21 protein-coding genes are annotated in these 24,790 nt (G+C 33.5%); 12 read left to right on the top strand and 9 right to left on the bottom strand.

Features of this window, described 5'->3' with window-relative positions; all coding sequences use genetic code 11:
• Positions 1-222 precede the first annotated feature (222 nt).
• The 10 genes from DM444_RS15180 to DM444_RS15135 all read left to right on the top strand — a co-directional run bounded on the left by DM444_RS15180 (position 223) and on the right by DM444_RS15135 (position 16,247).
• Positions 223-3,345: a SusC/RagA family TonB-linked outer membrane protein gene (locus DM444_RS15180; protein WP_111288137.1), complete on the top strand. Its 3,123-nt coding sequence runs from the start codon at positions 223-225 to the stop codon at positions 3,343-3,345.
• Positions 3,346-3,356: 11 nt separating this feature from the next.
• A complete protein-coding gene (locus DM444_RS15175) occupies positions 3,357-4,865 on the top strand; it encodes a RagB/SusD family nutrient uptake outer membrane protein (RefSeq protein ID WP_111288135.1) in 1,509 nt (502 codons plus the stop codon).
• A gap of 19 nt (positions 4,866-4,884) precedes the next feature.
• The gene (locus DM444_RS15170) at positions 4,885-5,769 is read left to right on the top strand and encodes a hypothetical protein (protein WP_111288133.1); all 885 of its coding nucleotides are present in this window, start codon (positions 4,885-4,887) and stop codon (positions 5,767-5,769) included.
• Positions 5,770-5,924: 155 nt separating this feature from the next.
• Positions 5,925-7,379: a glycoside hydrolase family 30 protein gene (locus DM444_RS15165; RefSeq protein WP_111288131.1), complete on the top strand. Its 1,455-nt coding sequence runs from the start codon at positions 5,925-5,927 to the stop codon at positions 7,377-7,379.
• Positions 7,380-7,471: 92 nt separating this feature from the next.
• Positions 7,472-8,941, top strand: a complete 1,470-nt coding sequence (locus DM444_RS15160) for a glycoside hydrolase family 30 protein (protein ID WP_111288129.1) — start codon at positions 7,472-7,474, stop codon at positions 8,939-8,941.
• A gap of 26 nt (positions 8,942-8,967) precedes the next feature.
• Positions 8,968-10,440: a glycoside hydrolase family 30 protein gene (locus tag DM444_RS15155; RefSeq protein WP_111288127.1), complete on the top strand. Its 1,473-nt coding sequence runs from the start codon at positions 8,968-8,970 to the stop codon at positions 10,438-10,440.
• Between the two features lie 152 nt (positions 10,441-10,592).
• Positions 10,593-11,669, top strand: coding sequence for a glycoside hydrolase family 16 protein (locus DM444_RS15150; RefSeq protein WP_111288125.1), 1,077 nt, complete (start codon positions 10,593-10,595; stop codon positions 11,667-11,669).
• 71 nt (positions 11,670-11,740) lie between these two features.
• Entirely contained in the window at positions 11,741-12,580 is an 840-nt protein-coding gene (locus DM444_RS15145; RefSeq protein ID WP_111288123.1) for an endonuclease/exonuclease/phosphatase family protein, read from the top strand.
• Position 12,581: 1 nt separating this feature from the next.
• Complete coding sequence (locus tag DM444_RS15140) at positions 12,582-14,006, top strand: glycoside hydrolase family 30 protein (protein ID WP_111288121.1); 1,425 nt, start codon at positions 12,582-12,584, stop codon at positions 14,004-14,006.
• Positions 14,007-14,018: 12 nt separating this feature from the next.
• Positions 14,019-16,247, top strand: coding sequence for a glycoside hydrolase family 3 N-terminal domain-containing protein (locus tag DM444_RS15135; RefSeq protein WP_111288119.1), 2,229 nt, complete (start codon positions 14,019-14,021; stop codon positions 16,245-16,247).
• Between the two features lie 42 nt (positions 16,248-16,289).
• Here the strand turns inward: DM444_RS15135 and DM444_RS15130 are convergent, their stop codons facing one another.
• Together DM444_RS15130 and DM444_RS15125 are read right to left on the bottom strand one after the other, a co-directional pair.
• Positions 16,290-18,311 (bottom strand): hypothetical protein, encoded by a 2,022-nt coding sequence (locus DM444_RS15130; RefSeq protein WP_111288117.1) that lies wholly within the window; start codon positions 18,309-18,311, stop codon positions 16,290-16,292.
• Between the two features lie 151 nt (positions 18,312-18,462).
• Positions 18,463-18,720: a hypothetical protein gene (locus DM444_RS15125; protein WP_111288115.1), complete on the bottom strand. Its 258-nt coding sequence runs from the start codon at positions 18,718-18,720 to the stop codon at positions 18,463-18,465.
• Between the two features lie 288 nt (positions 18,721-19,008).
• On the opposite strand from DM444_RS15125, the gene DM444_RS15120 reads away from it, so the two are divergent.
• The gene (locus DM444_RS15120; RefSeq protein WP_111288113.1) at positions 19,009-19,764 is read left to right on the top strand and encodes an NUDIX hydrolase; all 756 of its coding nucleotides are present in this window, start codon (positions 19,009-19,011) and stop codon (positions 19,762-19,764) included.
• A 31-nt stretch (positions 19,765-19,795) separates the two neighbouring features.
• The gene (locus DM444_RS15115) at positions 19,796-20,116 is read left to right on the top strand and encodes an MmcQ/YjbR family DNA-binding protein (protein WP_111288111.1); all 321 of its coding nucleotides are present in this window, start codon (positions 19,796-19,798) and stop codon (positions 20,114-20,116) included.
• 5 nt (positions 20,117-20,121) lie between these two features.
• Here DM444_RS15115 and DM444_RS15110 read toward each other — a convergent pair whose 3' ends face one another.
• From DM444_RS15110 to DM444_RS15080, 7 genes are all read right to left on the bottom strand, one after another.
• A complete protein-coding gene (locus DM444_RS15110; protein WP_111288109.1) occupies positions 20,122-20,730 on the bottom strand; it encodes an alpha-ketoglutarate-dependent dioxygenase AlkB family protein in 609 nt (202 codons plus the stop codon).
• Positions 20,717-20,962 carry an Ada metal-binding domain-containing protein gene (locus tag DM444_RS15105; RefSeq protein WP_111288107.1) on the bottom strand — a complete coding sequence of 82 codons (246 nt, stop codon included), beginning with the start codon at positions 20,960-20,962 and terminating at the stop codon, positions 20,717-20,719. Before DM444_RS15105 ends, DM444_RS15110 begins: the two co-directional genes overlap by 14 nt.
• A 144-nt stretch (positions 20,963-21,106) precedes the next feature.
• Complete coding sequence (locus tag DM444_RS15100; protein ID WP_111288105.1) at positions 21,107-21,820, bottom strand: 2OG-Fe(II) oxygenase; 714 nt, start codon at positions 21,818-21,820, stop codon at positions 21,107-21,109.
• Positions 21,821-21,969: 149 nt separating this feature from the next.
• The gene (locus tag DM444_RS15095) at positions 21,970-22,812 is read right to left on the bottom strand and encodes a bifunctional helix-turn-helix domain-containing protein/methylated-DNA--[protein]-cysteine S-methyltransferase (protein ID WP_111288103.1); all 843 of its coding nucleotides are present in this window, start codon (positions 22,810-22,812) and stop codon (positions 21,970-21,972) included.
• Between the two features lie 148 nt (positions 22,813-22,960).
• Entirely contained in the window at positions 22,961-23,293 is a 333-nt protein-coding gene (locus DM444_RS15090; protein WP_111288101.1) for a DMT family transporter, read from the bottom strand.
• A 41-nt stretch (positions 23,294-23,334) separates the two neighbouring features.
• Positions 23,335-24,414, bottom strand: coding sequence for a hypothetical protein (locus DM444_RS15085; RefSeq protein ID WP_111288099.1), 1,080 nt, complete (start codon positions 24,412-24,414; stop codon positions 23,335-23,337).
• An 11-nt stretch (positions 24,415-24,425) separates the two neighbouring features.
• Entirely contained in the window at positions 24,426-24,710 is a 285-nt protein-coding gene (locus tag DM444_RS15080; protein ID WP_111288097.1) for a hypothetical protein, read from the bottom strand.
• Positions 24,711-24,790: the final 80 nt, after the last annotated feature.

The raw sequence follows: 24,790 nt of genomic DNA, 5'->3' as shown, positions 1-24,790 counted from the left end.
TTATATGTAGTGTTTATTTTTAAAATTAACTTTTCTTTAGTACTACTATTTGTTTTTTTATTTATTTTAAAATCAATTATTTATGTAAAATTTGATGTGTTTTTATAATATCAAAAATTTTAATTTGATGTGTTTTTGTAATGATTTATAACTACCAAAAATGAAAATTTAGTTTTAGTATTGCATCAAATTACTAATTAATTAACCAAAATTTTTAGAAAAATGAAATTAACAAAATTACTTGTTTTTTGTATTTCGTCTCTGTTATTCTCGGTTATAGCTGTGGCTCAGGATGTCACAGTAAATGGAATAATAAATGATGAAAGTGGAATGCCTGTTCCAGGCGCAACTGTTTTATTAAAAGGTACTACGAAATCGACAGCGTCAGACTTTGACGGAAAATTTCAAATGCAAGTGCCGTCAAATGGAACATTAACAGTTACATTCATTGGTTATACTACAGTAACTGAAGCTGTAAATGGTAGAACAAAAATCTCAATTCAATTAAAACCAGAATCACAATCTTTAAATGAGGTTGTAGTTGTTGGATACGGTACTCAAAAGAAATCTGTTGTAACTGGAGCAATTTCTAGTGTAAAAGCATCAGATTTAGAAGATTTACCAATAACAAGAGTAGAACAATCTCTTCAAGGTAGAGTTTCTGGGGTTACTATTGCAGCAAATGCAGGACAACCTGGATCTTCTTCTACAATACGAGTAAGGGGGATTACTTCTTTTGGTAACAATGAGCCTTTATGGGTTGTTGATGGTGTAATTGTTGATTCAGGAGGAATTGGGTATTTGAATCAGTCAGATATTGCTTCTATGGAGGTTTTAAAAGATGCTGCATCACAAGCAATCTATGGTGCTAGAGCGGCGGCTGGGGTTATCCTTATCACAACTAAAAAAGGTAAATCTGGAAAAATGAGTGTAAACTATAATGGGTACACAGGTTTTTCAGCAGCGGCAAGAAAACTGGATTTATTAAATGCTACTGAGTATGCAACTTTAATGAATGAAAGATATGCAAATGGTTATACAGATACTACTAAACCTTACGATCTTCCATACAAAAATGTTTCTTCTTATGGAGCGGGAACAGATTGGCAAAAAGAGATTTTTAACAATAGTGCCCAAAGAACAGGTCATGAGTTAAGTTTATCTGGAGGGAATGATGTTTCTACGTTCTATGTTTCTTTTGGTTTATTGGATCAAGAAGGTATTGTAGCTACTCCAATTTCTAACTACAATAGAAAAAACATCCGTTTAAACTCAACACACAAAATTGTAAAAGGCTTAACTTTTGGCCAGACTTTAGGATATTCTCACGAAAAAAATGTTGGAATCGGAAATACCAACAACGAATATGGTGGGCCTTTAAGCTCAGCAATCAATTTAGATCCACTTACACCGGCTATTGTTACTGATCCAGCTGTTGCAAATCAATCGCCATATACACTGGATTATGTTTTAAGAGATCCAAATGGAAATCCTTATGGAATTTCTCAAAAGGTAGTTCAGGAAATGAGTAACCCTTTAGCATACATTCAAACTAGATTAGGTAATTATGGATGGTCAGATAATTTTGTAGGTAATGCTTACTTAGAAGTAGAAGCGATTAAAGGTTTAAAATTTAGAACTACATTAGGGGGTAAATTGTCATATTGGGGCTCAGAAAGTTTTACTCCACAATATTATTTTAACTCTTCTACTATTAATGCAAAAAATAATTTGAGTAGAAATACTAATAAAGGTTTTGGATGGAATATTGAAAACACTGTTTCATATGCAAAGCAAATTGCCGATCATAACTTTTCAGTTTTAGTAGGACAAGGAGCTTATGTAGATAATATCACATCTGGATCTACAGTAACTTATTTTAATATTCCGTACACTAATTTTGATGATGCGACTTTCCCAAACGATCATCCACAGGACGATATTACTGCTTCAGCTTACAATGGTTATGAGCATAAAGTAACTTCATTATTTGCAAGAGCGAATTATGATTACAAAGAGAAATATTTATTTACAGGTATTGTACGTCGTGATGGTTCTTCTCGTTTTGGTCAAAATTACAAATATGGAACTTTCCCTTCATTCTCATTAGGATGGGTGCCAACTAAAGAAAACTTCTGGCCAGAAAATAAGGTAGTAACGCAATTAAAGTTTAGAGGTGGATATGGAATTACAGGTAGTGATGCTATTGGAGATTTCAAATACTTAGCAACTATCGGTGCAGGACGAAATTATACTATTGGTAATCAAGGTTCAGTAGTGGTTGGTAATAGTCCAAATGCACCTGCGAATCCAGATTTGAAATGGGAAGAAACTAGCCAAGCAAACGTTGCTTTTGATATTACATTCTTCAATGACTTATCATTAACAACAGATTTTTATATTAAAAAATCTACAGGTATTTTACAGGATATTGACTTACCTGGTCACGTTGGTAGTACTGGTAGACCTTCTGCAAACATTGCTGATATGCAGAACAAAGGGGTTGATCTAGAACTTTCTTACCGTAAAAAAATTGGTAAAGTTGGTCTAAGCTTAAGCGGAAATATTTCTTATCTAGAAAATGAAGTAACTAATTTAGGAAAAGATATCCAGTTCATTTCTGGAGATGCTTCTTTCCAAAATATGGGCGCAGTAACAAGAACTCAAGTAGGACAATCTTACAACTCTTTTTACGGATATAAAACACAAGGAATTTTTCAAAATCAAGCAGAAATTAATGCTTACACAAATGCTTCAGGCGGTTTAATCCAACCAGGAGCAAGACCTGGAGATTTCAGATGGCAAGATCTTAATGGAGATGGAAAAATTTCAGATGATGATAAAACTTTCATCGGAAGCCCACTTCCAAAATACACTTACGGTTTCACAGTTAATTTAGATTATAAAAACTTTGATTTGTTAATCTTTACTCAAGGAGCAATTGGAAACAAAATTTTCCAAGGATTACGTCGTCTAGATATTACAGATGCTAACTACCAAACTTCTGCTTTAGGTCGTTGGACAGGTGAAGGATCAACTAATTCATACCCAATTTTATCAACTGTTGATGACAATAAAAACTTCTCAAACCCATCAGATTTCTATTTAGAAGATGGTGATTACTGGAGAATCAAAACAATTCAAATAGGTTATAACCTTCCAAGTGATGTTGTTTCAAAAGCAGGTCTTTCAAAAACAAGACTTTACTTGACTGGAGAAAATTTATTAACATTTACAAAATACTCTGGATATGATCCTGAGATTGGAGGAGGAGTTTTTGGTATTGATAAAGGATATTATCCACAAGCTAGAACTATAATGGTAGGGGTTAATTTACAATTTTAAAATTAAGAATCATGAAAATTAAAAATATAAGATATTCATTCATCGCCGCTGGATTGTTACTTCTAGGCTCTTCTTGTGGTGAAGATTTTTTAACAGTTGAGCCAAAAGGGCTTCCGTTAGTAGATAATTATTATAAAGATGAATCGGAAGCATTTTCTGCGCTGGTTGCTGTTTATGATATTATGGGTAAACAATCTAAAGGTTTTGAAAACATGATCACTATGCTAAATGCTGGTTCAGATGATTTCTACGCTGGAGGTGGTGGACCTGGTGATGGTGCTGGTATACACGCTTTTGATAACTATAAATTGGACAAAATAAATATGCCAAGAAGTTATTGGGGTGATTTTTTTCAAGGAATTGCTAGAGCAAACATTCTATTGGTAAAATTACCAGATGTAGATATGCCTGATGCTAAAAAAGCACGTTTTGCAGCAGAAGCAAAAGCTTTGAGAGGATATTTCTATTTTGAATTAGTAAGAACATTTAAAAACTTACCATTAATTCTAACTCCAATTTCGCCAGCGGAAGGGTATAAAGTTACTCAAGTTGCTCCAGAAGAAATTTATGCACAAATAGAAAAAGACTTAATAGAAGCAAAAGCTGTGCTTCCTGGTAAAGTTGATGTTCCAACAGAAGGTGGTCGTCTTTCAAAAGGAGCAGTACAGGCACTATTAGGTAAAGTTTATTTGTACGAAGGTAAAAACTCATTAGCAGCTGCTGAATTTGCAGATGTAAACGGTACGCCTGGAGGAACTAGTATGTATGGTTACAAATTGTTGACTAAATTCTCAGATTTATGGGTAATCAGTAACAAATTTAACTCAGAAGCTATTATCGAAATCATGCATACAGATAAAAGTAATGCAGATTGGGGATTCTGGGGCGGTGGAGCCGACGAAGGAAACTCTGTAAATATCATGGTTGGTCCAAGAGGATATGAAAGAAAAGATTTAACATTAGCAGATTATATTTCAGGATGGAGTTTTAATCCGGTAACTCAAAGTTTATATGATGCCTTAAAAGGAGATCCGCGTTTCGAATCTACAATTTTTGATCTGCGTGCTCTGGTTGCAGCAAATAAAGCAAAGTATGCATCTGGTGATCAGGATACAGGATATTTCTTAAAGAAATTTATGCCTTTAAACTCAGATACATCTGATGGTGGAGGAGCAACAGCTTTAAATTACAAACAAGATACTTATGCAATTCGTCTAGCAGATACTTACTTAATGGAAGCAGAAGCATTAGGAGGAACTGGAGCTAGAGCACAAGCTTTATTAGATGCAGTAAGAGCTAGAGTTGGATTGGCTTCTGTGCCAGTATCATTAGATGCAATTGCTAATGAGAGAAGATTAGAATTGGCTGGTGAAGGACACCGTTGGTTCGACTTAGTTAGAACTGGAAAAGCTGCAACTGTTCTTGCTAGTAGCGGATTTGTTGCTGGTAAAAATGAAGTTTGGCCTATTCCACAAAAAGACTTAGAGAATACTCAGTTAGTTCAAAACCCTAATTACTAATTAGTTAATACAATATCATATGAAAATAAATTTAATAAAAAGACAAGGTTTTTTAGCGTTGTTTTTTATGGCAGCAGTATTAAGTTTAACTAGCTGTCAGCCTGAAGATTCCATTACTAATAATGGATTAACCGATGATAATGTCGATGCTTCTTTTACAATTACACCTGTTGAAGGAAAAGTAAATACCTATAAGTTGGTGGCTCAGCCAAAAGGAGTTTTAAAATCATTATGGGATACAGGAGCTGGTATTTATGCAGGTAAAATGGAAGAAGAAATTTCTTTACCAGATGCAGGAACTTACACAATTGTACATACAGCAATTGGTACGGGAGGTGCTACAGCTACTGCATCAAAAGATGTTGTAGTTGCTACATCAGATCCTTTAAAAGGAAATTTAGTGCAAGGTGGTTCTTTTGCAACTGCTGAAGATCAAGCAAAATGGACAGTGTTAAATCTTAGCGCTACTGGTGCGGCATTTTGGTCATTTGCTAATAACAGTGCAACTATTCACTCTCCAGGAGGATGGGCACAAGAAGGAATCTATCAAGCAATTGATGTTGTAAAAGACAAAGAGTATACAATAGATATGAAAGTTTCTTCTACTAGCGGTTCTGATGAAACTTGGTTTGAAGTTTACGCTGGTAAATCTGCTCCACAATCTGGAGTTGAATACAAAGACAATAAAGTTATGGGATTAAGTACTTGGGACGGTTGTGCAAAATCAGGATTCTCAGGAATGCTTTCTGTAGTTGGTTGTGTGAAAAACGATAAAACAGGAACAGTTTCAAATGTGGTTAAATTCACAGAAACAGGAAAAATCTATCTACTTATCCGTTCTGGTGGTAACACTTTTACAAAAGATGGAATCACAGTTACAAAAGTTGAGTTCCGAGGAAAATAAAAAGTTAAGTTAAGTTTAAGTTTAAGTTTGGTTGTAAATAGCCCATAATCAATATGAGTATGGGCTATTTTTTAAATTCTTTAAAAGATAATAGAAAAATCAGTTTTAGATTTCTCCAAAACTTCAATTAAAAAAACGATAATAATTGGGAGCAAATGAAAAAAAATAGTCTAAAAATTTTATGCCTTTTGTTTTCCGCTGCAGCTTTTGCACAACAGCCAAAAACAAAAAAAGAATTTACAACCAGCGGTAAAAAAATCACCGTTTATACTACTGCAGAAAATACGAAGTTAAGATTAACAACTACAGATAATTTGACTTTTTCTGCGGCAAAACAACCATTAGAAACAGAATCTTCTGTTTTTGTAGAACCTTCAAAAAAGTTTCAAACTTTTATGGGAATTGGCGGAGCCATTACAGATGCGAGCGCCGAAATATTTGCTAAACTTTCAAAAGAAAAACAAGCAGAATTTTTAAATGCTTACTACGATCAACAAAAAGGTATTGGCTATTCTTTGCTAAGAACAACAATTCAAAGTTCTGATTTTAGCAGTGGAAGCTATTCTTATATCGAAGAAGGCGACAAAGATCTGAAGACTTTTTCTATTGATCATGATAGACAATATCGTATTCCTTTAATAAAACAAGCCATTCAGAAAGCTGGAGGAAAGCTTACAACTTATGTAGCGCCTTGGTCTCCAAATGCTTTCATGAAAAGTAATAAAAATGTTTTGAAAGGAGGAACTTTACTTCCTGAATACTATCAGACTTGGGCAAATTTCTATGTGAAATTTATTAAAGCCTATGAAAAAGAAGGAATTCCAATTTGGGGAACTTCAACTCAAAATGAACCAATGGCGATACAAACTTGGGAATCTTGTGTATATACAGCTGAAGCCGAAAGAGATTTCATTAAAAACTATCTTGGACCAACTTTGAAAAAAGAAAAACTGGGAGACAAAAAAATTATTGTTTGGGATCACAATCGTGATTTAATGAACTACCGTGCCAATGTAATTTACTTAGATCCAGAAGCATCAAAATATGTTTGGGGAATGGGATTTCACTGGTACGAAACTTGGTCAGGCGGTGCGCCAATGTTTGATAACGTAGCGAAAGTTAATGAAGCTTATCCTGATAAAAAACTGATGTTTACAGAAGGCTGTATTGAAAAATTTGATGCATCAAAATATCAATTTTGGGGTAATGCAGAACGTTACGGAATCAATATGATACATGATTTCAATAATGGAACAGTTGCTTGGACAGATTGGAATATTTTATTGGATCAAAATGGAGGGCCAAACCATGTTGGAAATTTTTGCTTTGCACCAATTCATGCAGATACGACAACAGGTGAGCTAATTTACACACCTTCATATTATTACATTGGACACTTTTCTAAATTTATTCATTTAAATGCAGTAAGAGTGAGCACTGCGGTAAGCAGAAGCGCTTTATTAAGTACTTCTTTCCTAAATGCTGATGGAACTATGGCGACTATTGTTATGAATCAGTCAGCAAATGAACTTACCTATAATTTGATTATTGGAGCTGAAAAAGCGGAAGTGAAAATTCCGCCGCGAGCTATACAAACGCTTGTTTATTAATATTTTGTAGTAAGATAAGAAGAGGACTAATTTGAATCATCCATATTAGTCTTCTCTTATTTTTTAATTTAAAAACTATTTTTTAAAACAACATGAAAGTCACCACACAAATATTTCTATCAGCCTTTATACTAATGCAATTAAGCTGTTTTACTTCAAAACTAACAGCTCAAAAAAGCAATGCCTCTTCGCAAAAAAATAATAAAATAAAGGTCTTTACTACTGCCGAAAATACAAATTGGAAATTGTCATTATCAAATGATTTAATTTCAAACAACACTACACAACAAAAGACATCAACAGTATCAATCATTGTAAATACTGAAAAAACAGACCAAACCTTTCTTGGAATCGGAGGGGCAATTACAGATGCTAGCGCCGAAGTTTTTGCAAAATTATCTCCTAAAAAACAGCAAGAATTCTTAAATGCTTATTACGATAAAAATAAAGGTATTGGTTATACTTTAGCTAGAACTAACATTCACAGTTGTGATTTTAGCAGTGACAGTTATACTTATATTGCAGAAGGAGACAAAGACTTAAAGACTTTTAACATTGATCACGATCGAAAATATAGAATTCCGTTAATCAAAAAAGCAATTAAAACAGCCGGCGGAAAACTGACGTTGTTTGTAAGTCCGTGGAGTCCCCCAGCTTTCATGAAAGACAACAACGATATTTTGCACGGCGGCGTTTTATTGCCTGAATTTGCTCCATCTTGGGCATTGTATTACGCCAAATTCATTAAAGCCTACGAAAAAGAAGGAATTCCTGTTTGGGGATTAACAGTGCAAAACGAGCCAATGGCAAGACAAAGCTGGGAATCTTGTATTTATACGCCTGAGGCTGAAAGAGATTTTCTTAAAAATCATCTTGGACCAACTTTAGAAAAAGAAGGATTAGGATCTAAGAATGTAATTATTTGGGATCATAATCGTGGTGATATGCTGACTACAAGAGCAAATCTTGTTTTCTCAGATCCAGAAGTTTCTAAATACGCATGGGGAATTGGATTTCACTGGTACGAAACCTGGAACGGAGGTCCGCCACAATTCGAATCTGTAGCTAAAGTTCATGAGGCATTTCTAAATAAAAATCTACTTTTTACAGAAGGATGTATTGAAAGATTTAATGCTTCAAAATATCAATTCTGGGGAAATGCAGAACGTTACGGAACCAATATGATTCATGATTTTAATAACGGAACTGTAGGTTGGACAGACTGGAATATTCTTTTAGATCAAAACGGAGGCCCAAATCACGTTGGAAATTTCTGTTTTGCGCCAATCCATGCTGATACAACAAAAGATGAATTAATTTATACTCCAATGTATTATTATATTGGACATTTCTCAAAATTCATTAGACCAAATGCAAAAAGAATACTGGAAACCATAAGTGACAAATCATTGTTAAGTACTTCTTTTAAAAACTCTGACGGACAATTGATTACTATCGTAATGAATCAATCTGAAAAAGAGATTGTTTATTCATTAGAAAATCAAAAGACAAAAACGACTATTACAATTCCGGCACACGCTATACAGACTATTGTATACTAATTGCCAACTAACTAAAAACCACAAAAATGAAATTTAATTTAAAAAATACTATAAAAGCATTTTTCTTTATGGCAGCCGTACTGGCTCAAGTAAAATGCTCTTCTTCAAGTGATCCAGTAGAAAATCCTCCAGTAGATCCTCCAGTTGTAAATCCACCTGTGGTAGTTACAAACGATGTTGATTTCTGGCTGACAAAAGGCAATCAGAGTGCTTTATTGGTAAAACAAGGTGGAGTATTGGGCTTTGGCACAACAGCAAATGCGTATGCTAATATTGAAGTGAATGCATCTCAAAAATATCAGACAATTGATGGTTTCGGATATACTTTAACAGGTGGAAGTGTCGAAGTAATGAATCAATTAAATGCGACAAGAAGAAGTGCTCTTTTACAGGAATTATTTGGCACGGGCGAAAATTCAATAGGAGTAAGCTACATCAGAATCAGTATTGGAGCGTCAGATTTAAATGCTGAACCTTTTACATATAATGATCTCGCAGCAGGAGAAACCGATTTGAATCTGGCTAAATTTAGTTTAGAGAAAGATAGAAATCTAATTACTATGCTAAAAGAAATTATAGCAATTAATCCTAAGATTTTAATCTTGGCAACTCCTTGGTCAGCTCCAGTTTGGATGAAAGACGTCGCTAGTTTTAAAGGAGGAAAATTGAAAACGGAATATTATGATGTTTACGCTAAATATTTTGTAAAATACATTCAGCAAATGAAAGCGGAAGGAATTACAATTGATGCTATAACGCCTCAAAACGAACCTTTGCATGATGGCAATAATCCAAGTATGTACATGTCTGCAGCAGATCAGGCAAGTTTTATTAAAAATAGTTTAGGGCCTGCATTTAAAACGGCAAATCTAAGTGTAAAAATTATTGCTTACGATCACAATTGCGATAATCCAAATTATCCAAAAGCAATTTTGGCAGATGCAGATGCATTTCCATTTGTAGACGGATCAGCTTTTCATTTATATGCAGGAGACATTAGTGCTTTAACGAATGTATATAATTCTTATCCAGCCAAAAATGTATATTTTACAGAACAATGGACTTCTTCTGAAGGTAGTTTTGATGGCGATTTAAAATGGCATGTTCGAAATGTTATTATTGGATCAATGCGAAACTACAGTAAAAATGCATTAGAGTGGAATGTAGCAAACAATGCGAATTTTGGACCTCACACAGATGGAGGTTGTACAATGTGTAAAGGTGCTATAACAATAACATCTAGTGATAGTTATCAGCGTAATGTGGCGTATTATATTATTGCTCACGCTTCAAAATTTGTTCCTGCTGGTTCGGTGAGAATTGATAGCAATTCTGGAGGGAATTTGCAAAACGTAGCTTTTGTTACGCCTTCAGGTTCTAAAGTTTTGATTGTCGAAAATGATGGATCTGCGACAGAAACTTTCAATATTAAGTTTAACGGAAAATGGGCTACAACTTCATTAGAAGCGGGTTCAGTTGGAACTTATACTTGGAAATAATCGCATAAAATTGATATTAAAAAGATATTTAATGCGACTTGATAGTTTCAATTGATTCTTGACTTTGTTATTAACAAAAGCAAAAAGTAAAATAAAAAATATCTATATTGATACTCAATTTATTAACTCAAACCACTTAAATTTTAATAACGATGAAAATGATTAATCTTATAAATAGAGCGGGTATTTTTACACTCATCTTACTGTTTGCATTTCAATCTTGCAGCAGCAACAGCGACTCAGGAGATGACACGCCAGTAATTACTGCACCAACAAATCTTTCTGTTCAAGTTGATGTTGTAGGTAAAACAGCAGAAAATCCAAATGGAGACGGGAGCGGAAAAGTAAAATTAACAATTAGCGCTACTAACGCAACATCATATAAAGTGTTGATTAATAATGAGCTCAAGGAACTTACAGATGGAAATTTAACTTATGAATTTACAGCATCTGGAACTGCAACATATCCTATCATTGTTTCTGCTTATAACGGATTAAAATATGTAAGCAAATCGACTTCAGTAAATGTTTTTGTTGCAAGAAAACTAATCTGGTCAGACGAGTTTAATGTTGATGGAGCGCCAGATACTTCAAAATGGGGCTACAATACAGGAACTGGCGACGGTTGGGGAAACAACGAATTAGAATATTATACAACCCGTTCTGAAAATGTAAAAATTGAAGGAGGTCTTTTGAAAATTACAGCAATCAAAGAAGACTATATGGGAAGTAAATACACTTCTACAAGAATGTTGACAAAAGGTAAATTTTCATTTAAATATGGAAGAGCAGAAGTTCGTGCAAAATTACCAGTTGGTGGCGGAACATGGCCTGCTTTCTGGCTTTTGGGAGATAACATTGATACTGTAGGTTGGCCAGCATGTGGAGAAATAGATATTTTGGAATCAGTTGGAAACAATCCAGATGTAATTCATTCTTCATTGCATTCTCCAGGACGCTCAGGAAATACACCAGATACAAAGACAACAGTAGCTACAAACTCAGCGACAGAGTTTCATATTTATGCAGCCGAGTGGAGTGCAGAAAACATCAAATTTTATGTAGATGATAACTTATTCTACACTTATAAAAACTCTAGTACAACTCCATTCAATGAAAAATTCTTCGTTATTCTGAATTTTGCAATGGGAGGAAATTTTGGAGGAGCGGTAGATCCAAACTTTACAAGAGCAACTTACGAAGTAGATTACGTGAGAGTGTATAATTAACATAAGTTTTAAATAGTTTTTAATCTGTAAAGCCACGGAAATACTAGCTTTACAGATTAAAATTTTTAAACATGAAAAAGATAAACAAACTTGTTTTAGCAGTAATGCTGCTTTTGGCTTCAAACTCATTTTTTGGTCAGAATTTAAAAATCATGACCTACAATATTCGTCTGGATGTTGCTTCAGATGGAGAAAATGCTTGGCCAAACCGAAAGGATTATTTTAATTCTCAAATACAATTTTATAGTCCAGATATTTTCGGTGTGCAAGAAGCAACGCCAAATCAAGTTTTAGATATTGCAGCGGCTCAAACAAACTATAATAGATTCGGAATTGGAAGAGAAGAAAATGGAACCGGCGAGGCTTGTACGATTTACTATAAAAAAGATCGTTTTAAAGTAGAACAATCCAATACTTTTTGGCTTTCAGAAACACCAAATGTAGTTTCAAGAGGTTGGGATGCAGCTTGCAACAGAGTTTGTACATACGGACTTTTTAAAGATTTAAAAACTAAAAAATTATTCTGGGTTTTCAACTTGCATTTGGATCACATGGGTGAAGAAGCCAGAATGAAAGGCGTTCAGCTTGCTCTTTCTAAAATGGCAGCACTAAACACCAAAAATTATCCAGCATTTTTAATGGGTGATTTCAACTCGGAACCAAATACAGCTCAAATTGGTGAAATCAAAAAAGTAATGGATGATACCAAAGATGTTTCAAAAGAAAAACCTTTCGGACCTTCAGGAACTTTCAACGATTTCAAACACAATGAACCCGTAACATTATTATTAGACTACATTTTTATATCAAAAAATAGTGGACTGAACATACAAAAACATGCAGTGTTAAGTGATTCTAAGGATTTAAAATATCCATCAGATCATTTGCCTGTTTTAATAGAAATAGATTAAAATGAAAAACATCAACAAAAAACTTCAAATCCTAGTTTTATTGCCTCTTATCGCAATGCAATTCAACTGCGGATCTTCAACAAATGCCTCAAAAAATACAGGAAAAGTAGCATCTTGGATTACCACAACAGATGAAACTTCCAAACTTAAACAACAGCCTGAGTTAGTTTTTACTTCAGAAACAAATTCAAATCAAACCATTGAAGTAAATCCTTCAGAAAAATTCCAAACTATTGAAGGTTTCGGATTTTCATTAACAGGAGGAAGTGCTCAAGCCATTAAAAAACTAGATAAACCAAAAAGAGAAGCTTTACTTCAGGAATTGTTTTCTAGAAAAAATGATGCAATTGGTTTAAGTTATTTAAGAATAAGTATTGGAGCATCTGATTTGAATGAAAAAGTTTTTTCGTATGATGATATGCCAGAAGGACAAACCGATTTAAAATTGGAACATTTCAATCTTGGTCCAGATTTAGATGATGTAATTCCGGTTTTAAAAGAGATTTTAGCTATAAACCCAAAGATTAAAATAATGGGTTCTCCGTGGTCGCCTCCAGTTTGGATGAAAGACAACGGAAGTTCAAAAGGCGGAAGTTTACAGCCAAAATATTACCAAGTTTATGCGGAATATTTTGTGAAATATATTCAAGCAATGAAATCGCACGGAATTGTAATTGATGCGATTACGCCTCAAAACGAGCCTTTACATCCAGGAAACAATCCGAGTTTGTTAATGTTGGCAGAACAGCAAGCAGATTTTATTGGAAATCATTTAGGTCCCGCTTTCGCGAAAGCAGGAATCAAAACCAAAATTATTGTTTACGATCACAACTGTAACAAACCTGAATATCCTTTGACAATTTTAAAAGATCCGAAAGCAAATCCGTTTGTTACAGGATCAGCTTTTCACTTATATGAAGGAGATATTAGCGCTTTGACAACTGTTCATAATGCTTTTCCGAATAAAGATTTGTATTTTACCGAACAATATACAGGAACCGGAACTAATTTTGAAACGGACTTAAAATGGAGTGTGAAAAATGTAGTAATTGGTTCAATGCGTAACTGGAGTAAAAATGCACTTTCTTGGGGATTAGCAAATGATGAGTTTTATAAACCTTTCACGCCAGGAGGATGTTCAACTTGTAAAGGAGCTTTGATGATTGATCAAAATCAAAATATCAAACGAGAAGTAGGATATTATATTATCGGACACGCTTCTAAATTTGTTCCAGAAGGTTCAGTGAGAATTGGAAGTAATATAGTAGGAAATTTACACAATGTTTCTTTCAAAACTCCGTTAGGACAAATTGTTCTAATTGTAGAAAATGACGGAACTTCGACAGAAACTTTTAATATTAAATACAACCAAAAACAAACTTCAACCTCACTAAACGCAGGTGCAGTTTCAACTTACGTTTGGTAAAAATTTAAACTTATGAAAAAAGTAGCCACAATTACACTACTGTTGGTTTCGCTCTTTGCATCGGCGCAACAGCAGACAATAGATCAGAAAGTCAATGATCTGTTGAAAAAAATGACAATTGAAGAAAAGATCGGTCAGTTAAATCAATATACTGGCGATAATCAAGCAACAGGTCCAATTACCATAAACCCAAATAAACAAGCTGAAATAAAAGCAGGTTTAATTGGTTCGATGCTAAATGTTATTGGAACAAAATACACTAGAGGGTATCAAGAATTGGCGATGCAGTCAAGACTTAAAATTCCGTTGTTATTTGGTCAGGACGTTATTCATGGTTACAAAACGACTTTTCCGCTACCGTTAGCAGAAGCAGCGAGCTGGGATTTAGAAGCAATAGAATTAGCAGCAAGAGTTGCAGCTACTGAAGCTTCGGCAAGCGGTATTCACTGGACATTTGCGCCAATGGTTGATATTGGTCGTGATCCACGTTGGGGTCGTGTAATGGAAGGAGCAGGAGAAGATACTTATTTAGGTTCTAAAATTGCTTATGCGAGAGTAAAAGGTTTTCAAGGAAATAAATTGGGTGATTTAAACTCCGTTTTGGCCTGCGTAAAACACTTTGCTGCTTACGGAGCTGGAGTTGGAGGAAGAGATTATAACTCTGTAGATATGAGCGAAAGAATGCTTTTGGAAACGTATTTGCCTCCATTTAAAGCAGCTTTAGACGCTGGTGCAGCGACATTCATGAACTCGTTCAATGATATTAACGGAATTCCAGCAACTGGGAATGCACATTTACAAAGAGATATCTTAAAAGGAAAATGGAACTTTCAAGGTTTCGTAGTTTCAGACTGGGGATCAATTGGAGAAATGGTGGCTCATGGTTATTCTAAAGATCTTAAAGAAGCGGCATATTCAGCAATTACTGCAGGAAGCGATATGGATATGGAAAGTAATGCATACCGTAAGAATTTAGCAGAGTTAGTAAAAGAAGGCAGAGTTTCTATAGATTTAGTTGATGACGCCGTTAGACGTATTCTTCGCAAGAAATTCGAATTAGGATTATTTGATGATCCTTACAGATATTCTGATGAAAAGCGTGCTGAAAAAGCATTAAACAATCCAGAGCACAGAAAAGCAGCACTTGAAGTGGCACAAAAAAGTATCGTTTTATTAAAGAATGAAAACCAGACTTTGCCGATTTCAAAAAGCGTGAAAACGATTGCTTTTATTGGTCCAATGGTAAAAGAATACAAAGAAAACATGGGATTCTGGTCTGTTGAACTTCCAGAAGTTGATTACAATAAATGGATTGTTTCACAATGGGACGGTTTACAAAATAAAGTGGGTAAAAACACTAAATTATTGTATGCAAAAGGATGTGAAATAGAAGGAACAAATAAAGATGGTTTTGCAGAAGCAGTTGCAACAGCAAAACAAGCAGACGTTGTTATTTTGAGTATTGGTGAAAGACGCGATATGAGCGGTGAAGCAAAAAGCCGCAGTGATCTTCATTTGCCAGGTGTTCAGGAAGACTTAGTAAAAGCAATTCAAGCAACAGGGAAACCAGTTGTAGTTTTAATTAATGCAGGAAGACCCCTTGTTTTCAATTGGACAGCAGACAATGTTCCAGCAATTTTATACACTTGGTGGTTAGGAACTGAAGCTGGAAATGCAATTGCAAATGTATTATTTGGAGATTACAATCCGTCTGGAAAATTACCAATGACTTTCCCAAGAGAAGTAGGACAAATTCCAATTTATTACAATCACTTTAGCACAGGAAGACCGGCTAAAGATGAAAACGCAACAAATTATGTTTCGGCTTATATCGACTTGAAAAACTCGCCAAAATTTCCTTTTGGATATGGATTAAGTTATACCACTTTTGATTATTCAGGTTTGAAATTATCTTCAACAAAAATAAAAAGCAACGAAACCATTAAAGTTTCTTTCCAATTAAAAAATACTGGAAAAGTTGCTGGAGATGAAGTCGTTCAGTTGTATTTGAAAGATAAATTTGGATCTGTTGTTAGACCAGTTTTAGAATTAAGAGATTTCCAAAAAGTGAAATTAAACGCAGGAGAATCTAAAACAATAGAATTTACAATTGACAAAGAGAAACTTTCTTTCTACAATAATAAATTAGAATGGGTTGCTGAGCCAGGAGATTTCGAAGTAATGATCGGAACTTCATCAGCAGATATAAAATTAAGATCTGATTTTGAATTAGTGAATTAAATAAAAAGCGGGATTTTAAATCCCGCTTTTTTTATGTCAATTTTATTTAAGACGTTTCTTGAAACTGTATTTCAGCATATTCAATAAACCTTCTTCGATAATGTCAATTCCTACTCCATAATTACTGTCGGCAATTTCATGATGTGCGTTTCTAAAATCTTCAAAATCTTCATTTGGAATTTCTAAGTTGATCAACGGCTTATAATCTACATATATAGAAGCTCCATTTTTGGTTACTTTTTTACGGCTTGTAAAATCAAAATAAGGATTCGTAATAGTACTTTCTTGAATTGTATATTTCTCTTGAGTATCTATTTTTTGATCTGTCGATAAGTTGATTTCGTATTTTTCGTTATCAAAATTATGCCAGAAAGAAAGGTCAGTGTGCATAAAGTCACGTGCAGCGTTTTTAACTACATTTCGATCAAAATACATTAAAAAACGGTTCTTTTCAGCATCAGTAAAGTATGGATTTTCAATTGAAGTGTTGTACATAATTGTAAACTCATTCAGCTTTTTATCATCGCTTACAATTTCAATAGACGCATCTTTAAAAATAGTTCTAATATCGGTTCCGTTTCTATCATTTGAATAATTTAAGGTATAAAACAAGAAATTATTCCAGCTGTCAATGATTTCCCTTTTGTTCGTATTTTTGAAATACTTGCGCATATAATTAGCACGATTTCCTTTGTAAGTAGAAACCAATTTTAGCTGACCCGAATTATTTTGAGCGCTAAAATCTACTTTTTCATTTATACCATAGTAAGGAAATTTATAAGGCTTTTTAATCTGTAATTCCTGATTTGGTTTTACTTCCAGATAATGCATAAAATAAATGTAACCACGGTTTTCTAGTAACCCAAATTCATCTCTTGAAGTAGCATCAACAAAATAGGTTTCATCTTTGTAATTGATTTTTACAATAACGTGATTAAAAGTCAATAACGACGGAAGGTAATATTTAATATAATGATCTGAATTGAAGTTAACCAAAACTACAGAAGAATCAATATTAATATAATCCAAAACAACTTTTAGTAAAACCGATTTTGCTTTACAGTCTCCCTGTTTATTTTCATAAGTTACTGATGGTTCTTGTGGCTTGTGGCCATTCATTTCATCAGCATTATAAATATAGTAAACATGATTCTGCACGTAATCAATTGCAAATTGTAATTTTTCGTCTTGATCAGCAATTGCATCCAACTTTTCTACAAGTTTTGGAGCAAATTCGGTTAAAGAAGATTTACTGTATATTTCTTCGTAAAGCGGAGAAATATAATTAGATAAATCAATCCAGTTGCGATCTGTTGCAAAATCAATATAAGGAGCAATTTCTCTGTTTATATCAAAAGAGTTAATGTAATTTTCTTTTTCAATTACAAATCGTTCCCCTTTTTTCAAGAAATTCAATTCTGGTTCTAGAACATTTCCTTCTTCATTTCTAAAAAATGTTTTTTTGTATACAATTGCTTCTTTTCTATCGTTGATAAAAGAAAACTTGTAATTTCCATAAGCCCAGTAAGTGCTTGGCGTTACGTATACATACTTAAGAAACTCTTTGCGCATAAAATCACGATCTGTAAAAACCTTTGTTCGTGAATCTTCTGTAATTAAAACATCATAAAGGCGTAAATCCTTAATGGTGATATTTACTTTTTTATTGCTACTTAAAATACCGCCTTCACTTTGATTTTCGCTATCTAAAACCTTTATTTTAGTATCTGGAATTTTATCAATCAAAACGCCGTCTCTCAAAACACTGATTCTATGTATAACATAAGTCTCGTTTTCTTCTACAACAACATCTCTTACTGAGGCACTTTCAAGATTTGCAGGTTCGTTTAGAGTATAAGCAACACAAGCATATTCGCTGTTTTCAGTATCGCTTGTGTAATAGATTTTATCCAAAAAGTAACAAAAATCGCGTCCTTCATCAACCTGTTTATTTGAAAAATCCGATTCTTTTATGTATTCAATAAGTTGATCATCATTAATTGTAGGGGCCCAGTTTTCTGGTTTCTGAATTTTGTAACTTTCTGATTCAATGATATTTTCCATGATTATTTTTATAGGGGTATATTCTTACTTTCAAAACAGCTAAAATAACTAATAAATAACCATTTTCTTTCATGCGAGTGTAAAATTTATAATAAAAAAACCTCACCGAAGTGAGGCAGGCATTATAAATTACTAAAAATGTGTAAGGTATTTATTTTAAAACAGTATTTACAAAATCCATAGCTCCAATTCCTTTGTATGAAGCATACAATGCTTTTTCAAAAGCTTCTTGTTTTGCCTTTTTGTTTTTTACATCGGTATCAACAATCATTTCATTGAAAATCCTTTCTTGTTCTTCGCTATATTTTAAAGAAGCTTCTAGAAGATATGTTTTAGAAACAAACCCGAATGAAGACCAGATTTTGGTTCTAATTTTTTTGTTGATACTTTTTAACGGATTGGCATTCATAACTTCTAGGTTTAACTTTCAATACTTATTTTGAAGAAAAAACAAGATTTATAGCAATGTTTTTTCTGGATTTCGATTAGAATTTAACAATCCGAATCGTTAATGTGTTATTATGACGCAATGTAATTATTTTTTTTAAATTTGAACTTTAAATTTAAGTTAAAATTGTGATTTACACACTTTTGTTTTCAATGAAAATTTGATTCCTATTTTTTGAAAAATGTTTCAGATTTGTAAAAATGAAGTAAATTGCAGAGTTATTAAAAGAAAGTATTTATACCGTATTCGATGTTAAAAGACATTATAGATAATAACGAAAATTACCAGCCTGGACTTTCTATAGACTGCGTCATTTTTGGCTTTCATGATAATCAGCTCAAAGTTTTATTGATCAAAGTGGAACGTGCCAATAAATGGTCCTTACCCGGCGGATTTATTCCTGTAGATCAAGATATAGATACAGCCGCGATTACGGTATTGAATAGCAGAACTGGCGTTGATGGAGTCTTTTTAAGACAATTTGCCACCTTTGGAAAAGTAGATCGTAACAAACAGCATTTTGATAAAAAAACGTTGGAATACCTTAAAATTGAAGAAGCAAAAGGAAAATGGCTTATGCGCCGTTTTGTAACGATTGGGTATTATGCTTTGGTGGATTTTTCAAAAATTCTTCCAAATCCAATAGGCAGATATGAAATAGTAGAATGGATTGATCATAAAGAAGTGCCAGAACTTATTTTAGATCACAGAGAAATTTTGGATAAAGCATTAGATACTTTAAGAACCGAACTGAATTTAATGCCAATAGGTTACAATTTATTACCAGAGAAATTTACAATTCCGGAATTGCAGAAATTATATGAAACGATTTTGGACAAAAAATTAGACCGTAGAAACTTTTTACGTAAAATCACTAATATCGGAATTCTTACCAAGCTTGATGAAAAGAAAAGCAACGTAGCACACAAAGCTCCAAATTTGTATTCTTTTGATAAAGAAAAATACGATGAGGTGCTCAAAAATGGACTGAATCAAGGTTGGTAAAAAACATAATTTAATCTTTAAAAATGATATTATGGTTTCAATTGAAGAATTTAGAAAATTAGCAATGTCATTTCCAGATGCAACCGAAGAACCTCATTTTGAGAAAACTTCCTTTCGAATCAAAAAGAAGATTTTTGCCACTTTTGACGAAAAAAATAATCGCGCCGTTTTAAAACTAAACGAAATCGACCAATCCGTTTTTTGTGCTTCCAGCGAAAAGATTTTCTATGAAGTTCCAAACAAATGGGGAAAACAAGGCTGGACAATTGTTGAACTTTCAAGAGCAAGACCCGAAATGTTTGAAGACGCTTTAATACGCTCGTATGAAAATGTCACAGCCAAAAAGAAGTAAAATTATTATCTCACAATAGTTCTAAAAGTCAAATTTACTCGAGGTTTTTGAGTTGTTTTTGTTGGAGGTAATCGATGTAGCCAATGCGTTTGGGTTTCATCTTTCATAACCAATAAACTTCCATGTTCCAAAATCATGGAAACGGTTTCTTTAGATTCTTTATGCTTGAAAGCAAATTTACGTTCAGCGCCAAAACTTACCGATCCAATTGCACCATTCTTTTTCAAATCTTTCTCAGCATCGCTATGCCACGCCATTCCTTCTTCGCCAGTATGATATAAATTCAAGAGACAAGAATTGAAAGTTTCTCCCGTTTTTTCTTCAATGATTTTCTTTAATTTTAAAAGTTCAGGAGTCCAAGGCAGCGCTTTTTTGGTCGTATTCGAATACGTATATTCAAATTCTTGATCGCCGTACCAAGCAACTTTTCGTTTGGTTAAAATTAATTTTCCGAAGATCACAGCTTCGTCATTTTTCCATTCAATTGTATTTAATAAGACATCGCGATAGAAATCGGCTTCTTGTCTGGAGAAGCATTTTCCATAGTAATTCACCGTTCCATCTTTCGGAAGCAGATTTGTAGTTTCGTCTGTTTGAGGATTAAATAAGTCCATTTTTCCATTTTTGATATTCCGATTTCATACAATGTCCGCAAGGTCTGAAACCATTTTGTTTGGCGTCATTTTCAGATAAAAAGAAAACCCGATTTTCTTTTTTCATTCTTTTTCCCGAAGAGCATTTGAGCGTTCCGTAGATTTTTAATTTCTGGTTACCACCGAAACAAATTTCTGCATTTTTAATTTTAATACGAAGATCTGAGTCTGAAATTTTAGTATGTTTTACCATTTATTTTTATAGATATTTTATTCTGTAGAGACCCACTGCAGTGCGTCTAAAGTTTGCAGTTTTTCCGCCACGAATTCACGAATTAAACAAATTCTATTCGCATAGATTTTAAAAATAATTCGTGAATTCGTGGCGAAAAAAAAATCACGAAAGGGCATCATGAAAAATAATTCCTAACGTATATCTTTCGCCAGATTGAACTTCGCTTACACCATGTTTCATATTCACACGATAATAGCCTTTTGTACCTTTTACTGGTCTAAAATTGGTTGTAAAAACTAGAATATCTCCCTTTTTGGGTTTCAAAACAATAGCTTTCGATTGTGCTCTTGGAGTTTGTTGAGTCAACACAAATTCACCGCCAGTAAAATCTTCATCGGGTTCATTTAGAAAAAGCACAATTTGAATAGGAAAATATACATCTCCATATAAATCCTGATGTAAAGTATTGAATCCGCTTTTTCCATATTTTAAAATTAAAACCGTCGCTTTCAATTGATTATTATCGTGACATTGTTTCAATAATTCTTCGTGTTTGTTTGGGAAAACAGTATTAATATTGAGTGCTTTCATCCAAGAATTAGCAATCGGAGCCAGTTTTGGATAAATTGAAGTTCGAATATTTTGGATTAAATCAGGCAACGGATAATTGAAATATTTGTACTCGCCTAAACCAAATCGATAGCGTTCCATAACCACTGTTTTTCGATATAAATTCGGATTATCATAATCGAATTTTAAATCTTCGCATTGTTCGTTATTTAAGATATTTGGAATGATAGCAAAGCCATTTTCGTGCATAGATTCAGTGATGCTTTCCCAGTTTTGAGAAGCAATTTTGGATTGTATATTTTGCATAAAGAAGTTTTAGATTGAGGTTTTTTCCGCCACGAATTCACGAATTTTCTTTTTAAATACTTTATCTAATATTATTCGAATTAATTCGAATAAATAATCGCAAAGATTTTAAAAAGAAAATTCGTGAATTCGTGGCGGGAAAAAGATGATTATGGATTTATTTGCGCGCCTTCCCAGCCGATAATGGCAGTTTTTCGGGTGTTTCCCCACATATAGCCACCAAAAGTTCCCGAAGATTGAATCACGCGATGACACGGAATTAAAAATGCAACAGGATTACTTCCAATTGCTGTTCCAACCGCTCGCGATGCATTTGGATTCTGAATTTGATGCGCAATAGTTCCGTAAGTAGAAAGCTGTCCCATTGGGATTTTTAGTAAAGTTTCCCAAACTTTTAATTGAAAATCGGTTCCTTTTAAATGCAGTTTGATTTCAGATAATTTGCTCCAATCGTTTTGAAAAATAAACAATGCATTTTGCTGGGATAAATCCAGTTTTTTCGAAAATTGAGCATTCGGAAATTTATCTTTCAACGCAATAAATCCAGTGATTTCATCTTCGGCGAAAGCCATAAAACAAACGCCTTTTTGAGTAGACGCAACAATAATATTCCCAAATGGACTTTCGGCAAAACTGTAATTGATCTCAAGATTTTTTCCTCCATTTTTATATTCGGCAGGTGTCATTCCTTCGATATTTACAAATAAATCATGAAGTCGGCTAGTTCCTGAAAGTCCAGTCTCAAAAGCAGTTTCAGAAATTGTTGCCTGATTTTCTTTAAGTAGCTTTTTAGCGTGTTCTATACTTGTATATTGTAAAAACTTCTTCGGACTCGTTCCTGCCCATTCACTAAAAAGTCTTTGAAAGTGAAACGGACTCAAATGTACTTTTTCTGCAACTTCGTCCAGATTGGGCTGATCTTTAAAATTAGCTTTGATATAATCTATAGCTTCAGCGATACGATTATAATTTATGGTTTCCTGTGTGTTCATCTTCTTTCCATTTTATAATACAAATATCGATTGGTTTCTAAAGTTATAAAATCCGAAACTTGCGGAAATGCTTTTTAGTTGTTTTAGTTTCAAGTTTCAGGTTTCACGTTCCAGCATAACTTGAAACTTGAAACCTGAAACTTCAATTCTAATGCGCCACAGTCTTAGAAAAAACATTAATCACAATTACGCCAATTACAATTAACGCAAGACCAATAATTGCTGGTAAATCTGGAATTTCTTTGAAGAAAATAGCGCCAATAATGGTGATTAAAACAATGCCGACTCCAGACCAAATTGCATAAGCAAAACCAACAGGAATGGTTCTAATGGCAAAACTCAAACAATAAAATGCACCGCAATAGCCAATAATAGTAATAATACTTGGAAGCAATTTGGTGAATTCTTCAGACTTTTTTAATGCTGAAGTTGCAATGATTTCGAATATTATAGCGAGAAATAAAAATAGAAAATTTTTCATAGTTTACTTTTTTACAAGGTTAGACTTTAAAGCGGAAAGAATTATTTAAGATTATCTGTTCTAGAAGAAACACTAATCAATTGATATCCGTTTTCAGTTCTTAGAAACTCGAAATGATCCTGTCCGCGATCGGTTTGTTTTTTTGGATTGATAACAATATCCATTGTTGGGTAAATCCAGTCTTTAGATTCATTACAATTGTTGAAATAAATGTCGTATTCGTTCGATTCAAAAATAAATTGATTTAATCCGTTAGAAGAAATAAAATAATCTGTTTTTGGATTTTTGAGTTCCTGAAGTTTTAACTTTAGATAAGTATAATTCTGATTGATAAATTTAGTTTTAGGCGCGTTGATCCAGCCGTCTGGTTCTTTCCAATAAGTAATTTTTTCGAAAGCGTGTTTCTCTAAATTGGCTTTAGATAAATCTTTAAGCAATGTATTTTCTAGCCAATATTTAAACTCTTTATCAAAATTTATGAAAGAATAATATTGTCCATCAACTCCAAGAAAACTGTCTCTAGTTGGATCTTTGCTAGGTTCTTTTGACTTCTCTAAAGAATAAAAATTTAAATCATCATTATAGGTGAAATTTTCAATCAGGACTTTGTTGTCGATATCGATTAAAAACTCTTTTCCTCCGTTCCAGAAAAAGTGTTCTCCATCTTGTTGTTTTTTGGCGTCTTTCAAAACCGTAATCATTCCGTTTCTTACTTTGGTTAAGGCGCTGTATTCTGCTGGAATTGCAATTTTTCCTTCAGCATTAAATATTCCCATTTTATCAGTTTTACGATCTGTAAATCTTATAAAACCTTCGTTTTCGCAGTCTGGGCCATTATCAAATACATATAAGCTATCTCGCCCAACAATCTTTCCTTTTTTGGTTAAATAATAGCTTTTCCAATTGCCGTTTTCTTCTTCAGAAACGGCAATTATGTTTTCGAATTTATGTGCGATTGTAAATCCAGTAAATTTTGGTTCTATTTTGACTACTCCGTTTTTGTCTTTAAATCCAGTAAGCGTGCTGTCTTTATTTGAGAATGCAGTCCAAATGTCATTGCTTTGGGCGGATACCGAACAAGTAAAAAGGGCGAATAAAAAAAATGCAAAAATCTTTTTCATGCGAAATGAATTTATCTAAGATGAGCTTCTGCTTCGTTGTTTTTTGATTCTTCAAAACAATCGGAGCATAGCATTTTGAAATCGGCGAGAGATTGAAAAGTTTCTGTCCATTCTTCTCCATTATCCAAAAGATATTGCTCGCACGAACCGCACCAAGCAATTTGCGGAAGATCTTCCTCGGCTTCTGAATAGAAAAATCCAACTTGTTTTTTTGAATCTATTGCAGTTGCGATATGAATGCAAGTAAAAGACATTTCTTTTGAACCGTGAATCTCACAGGAAATTTTTTCGATCATTTTTTGAATTTTAAAAACCTTTAAGTTCAAATTTAAAGTTATAAACTAAAAAAACTGTAAATGTCTTGTTAATTTAAATA

The organism is Flavobacterium ginsenosidimutans, assembly GCF_003254625.1.
In the GTDB taxonomy this organism is placed as follows: Bacteria; Bacteroidota; Bacteroidia; order Flavobacteriales; family Flavobacteriaceae; genus Flavobacterium; species Flavobacterium ginsenosidimutans.
This window is presented reverse-complemented; position numbering and strand designations above follow the sequence as displayed.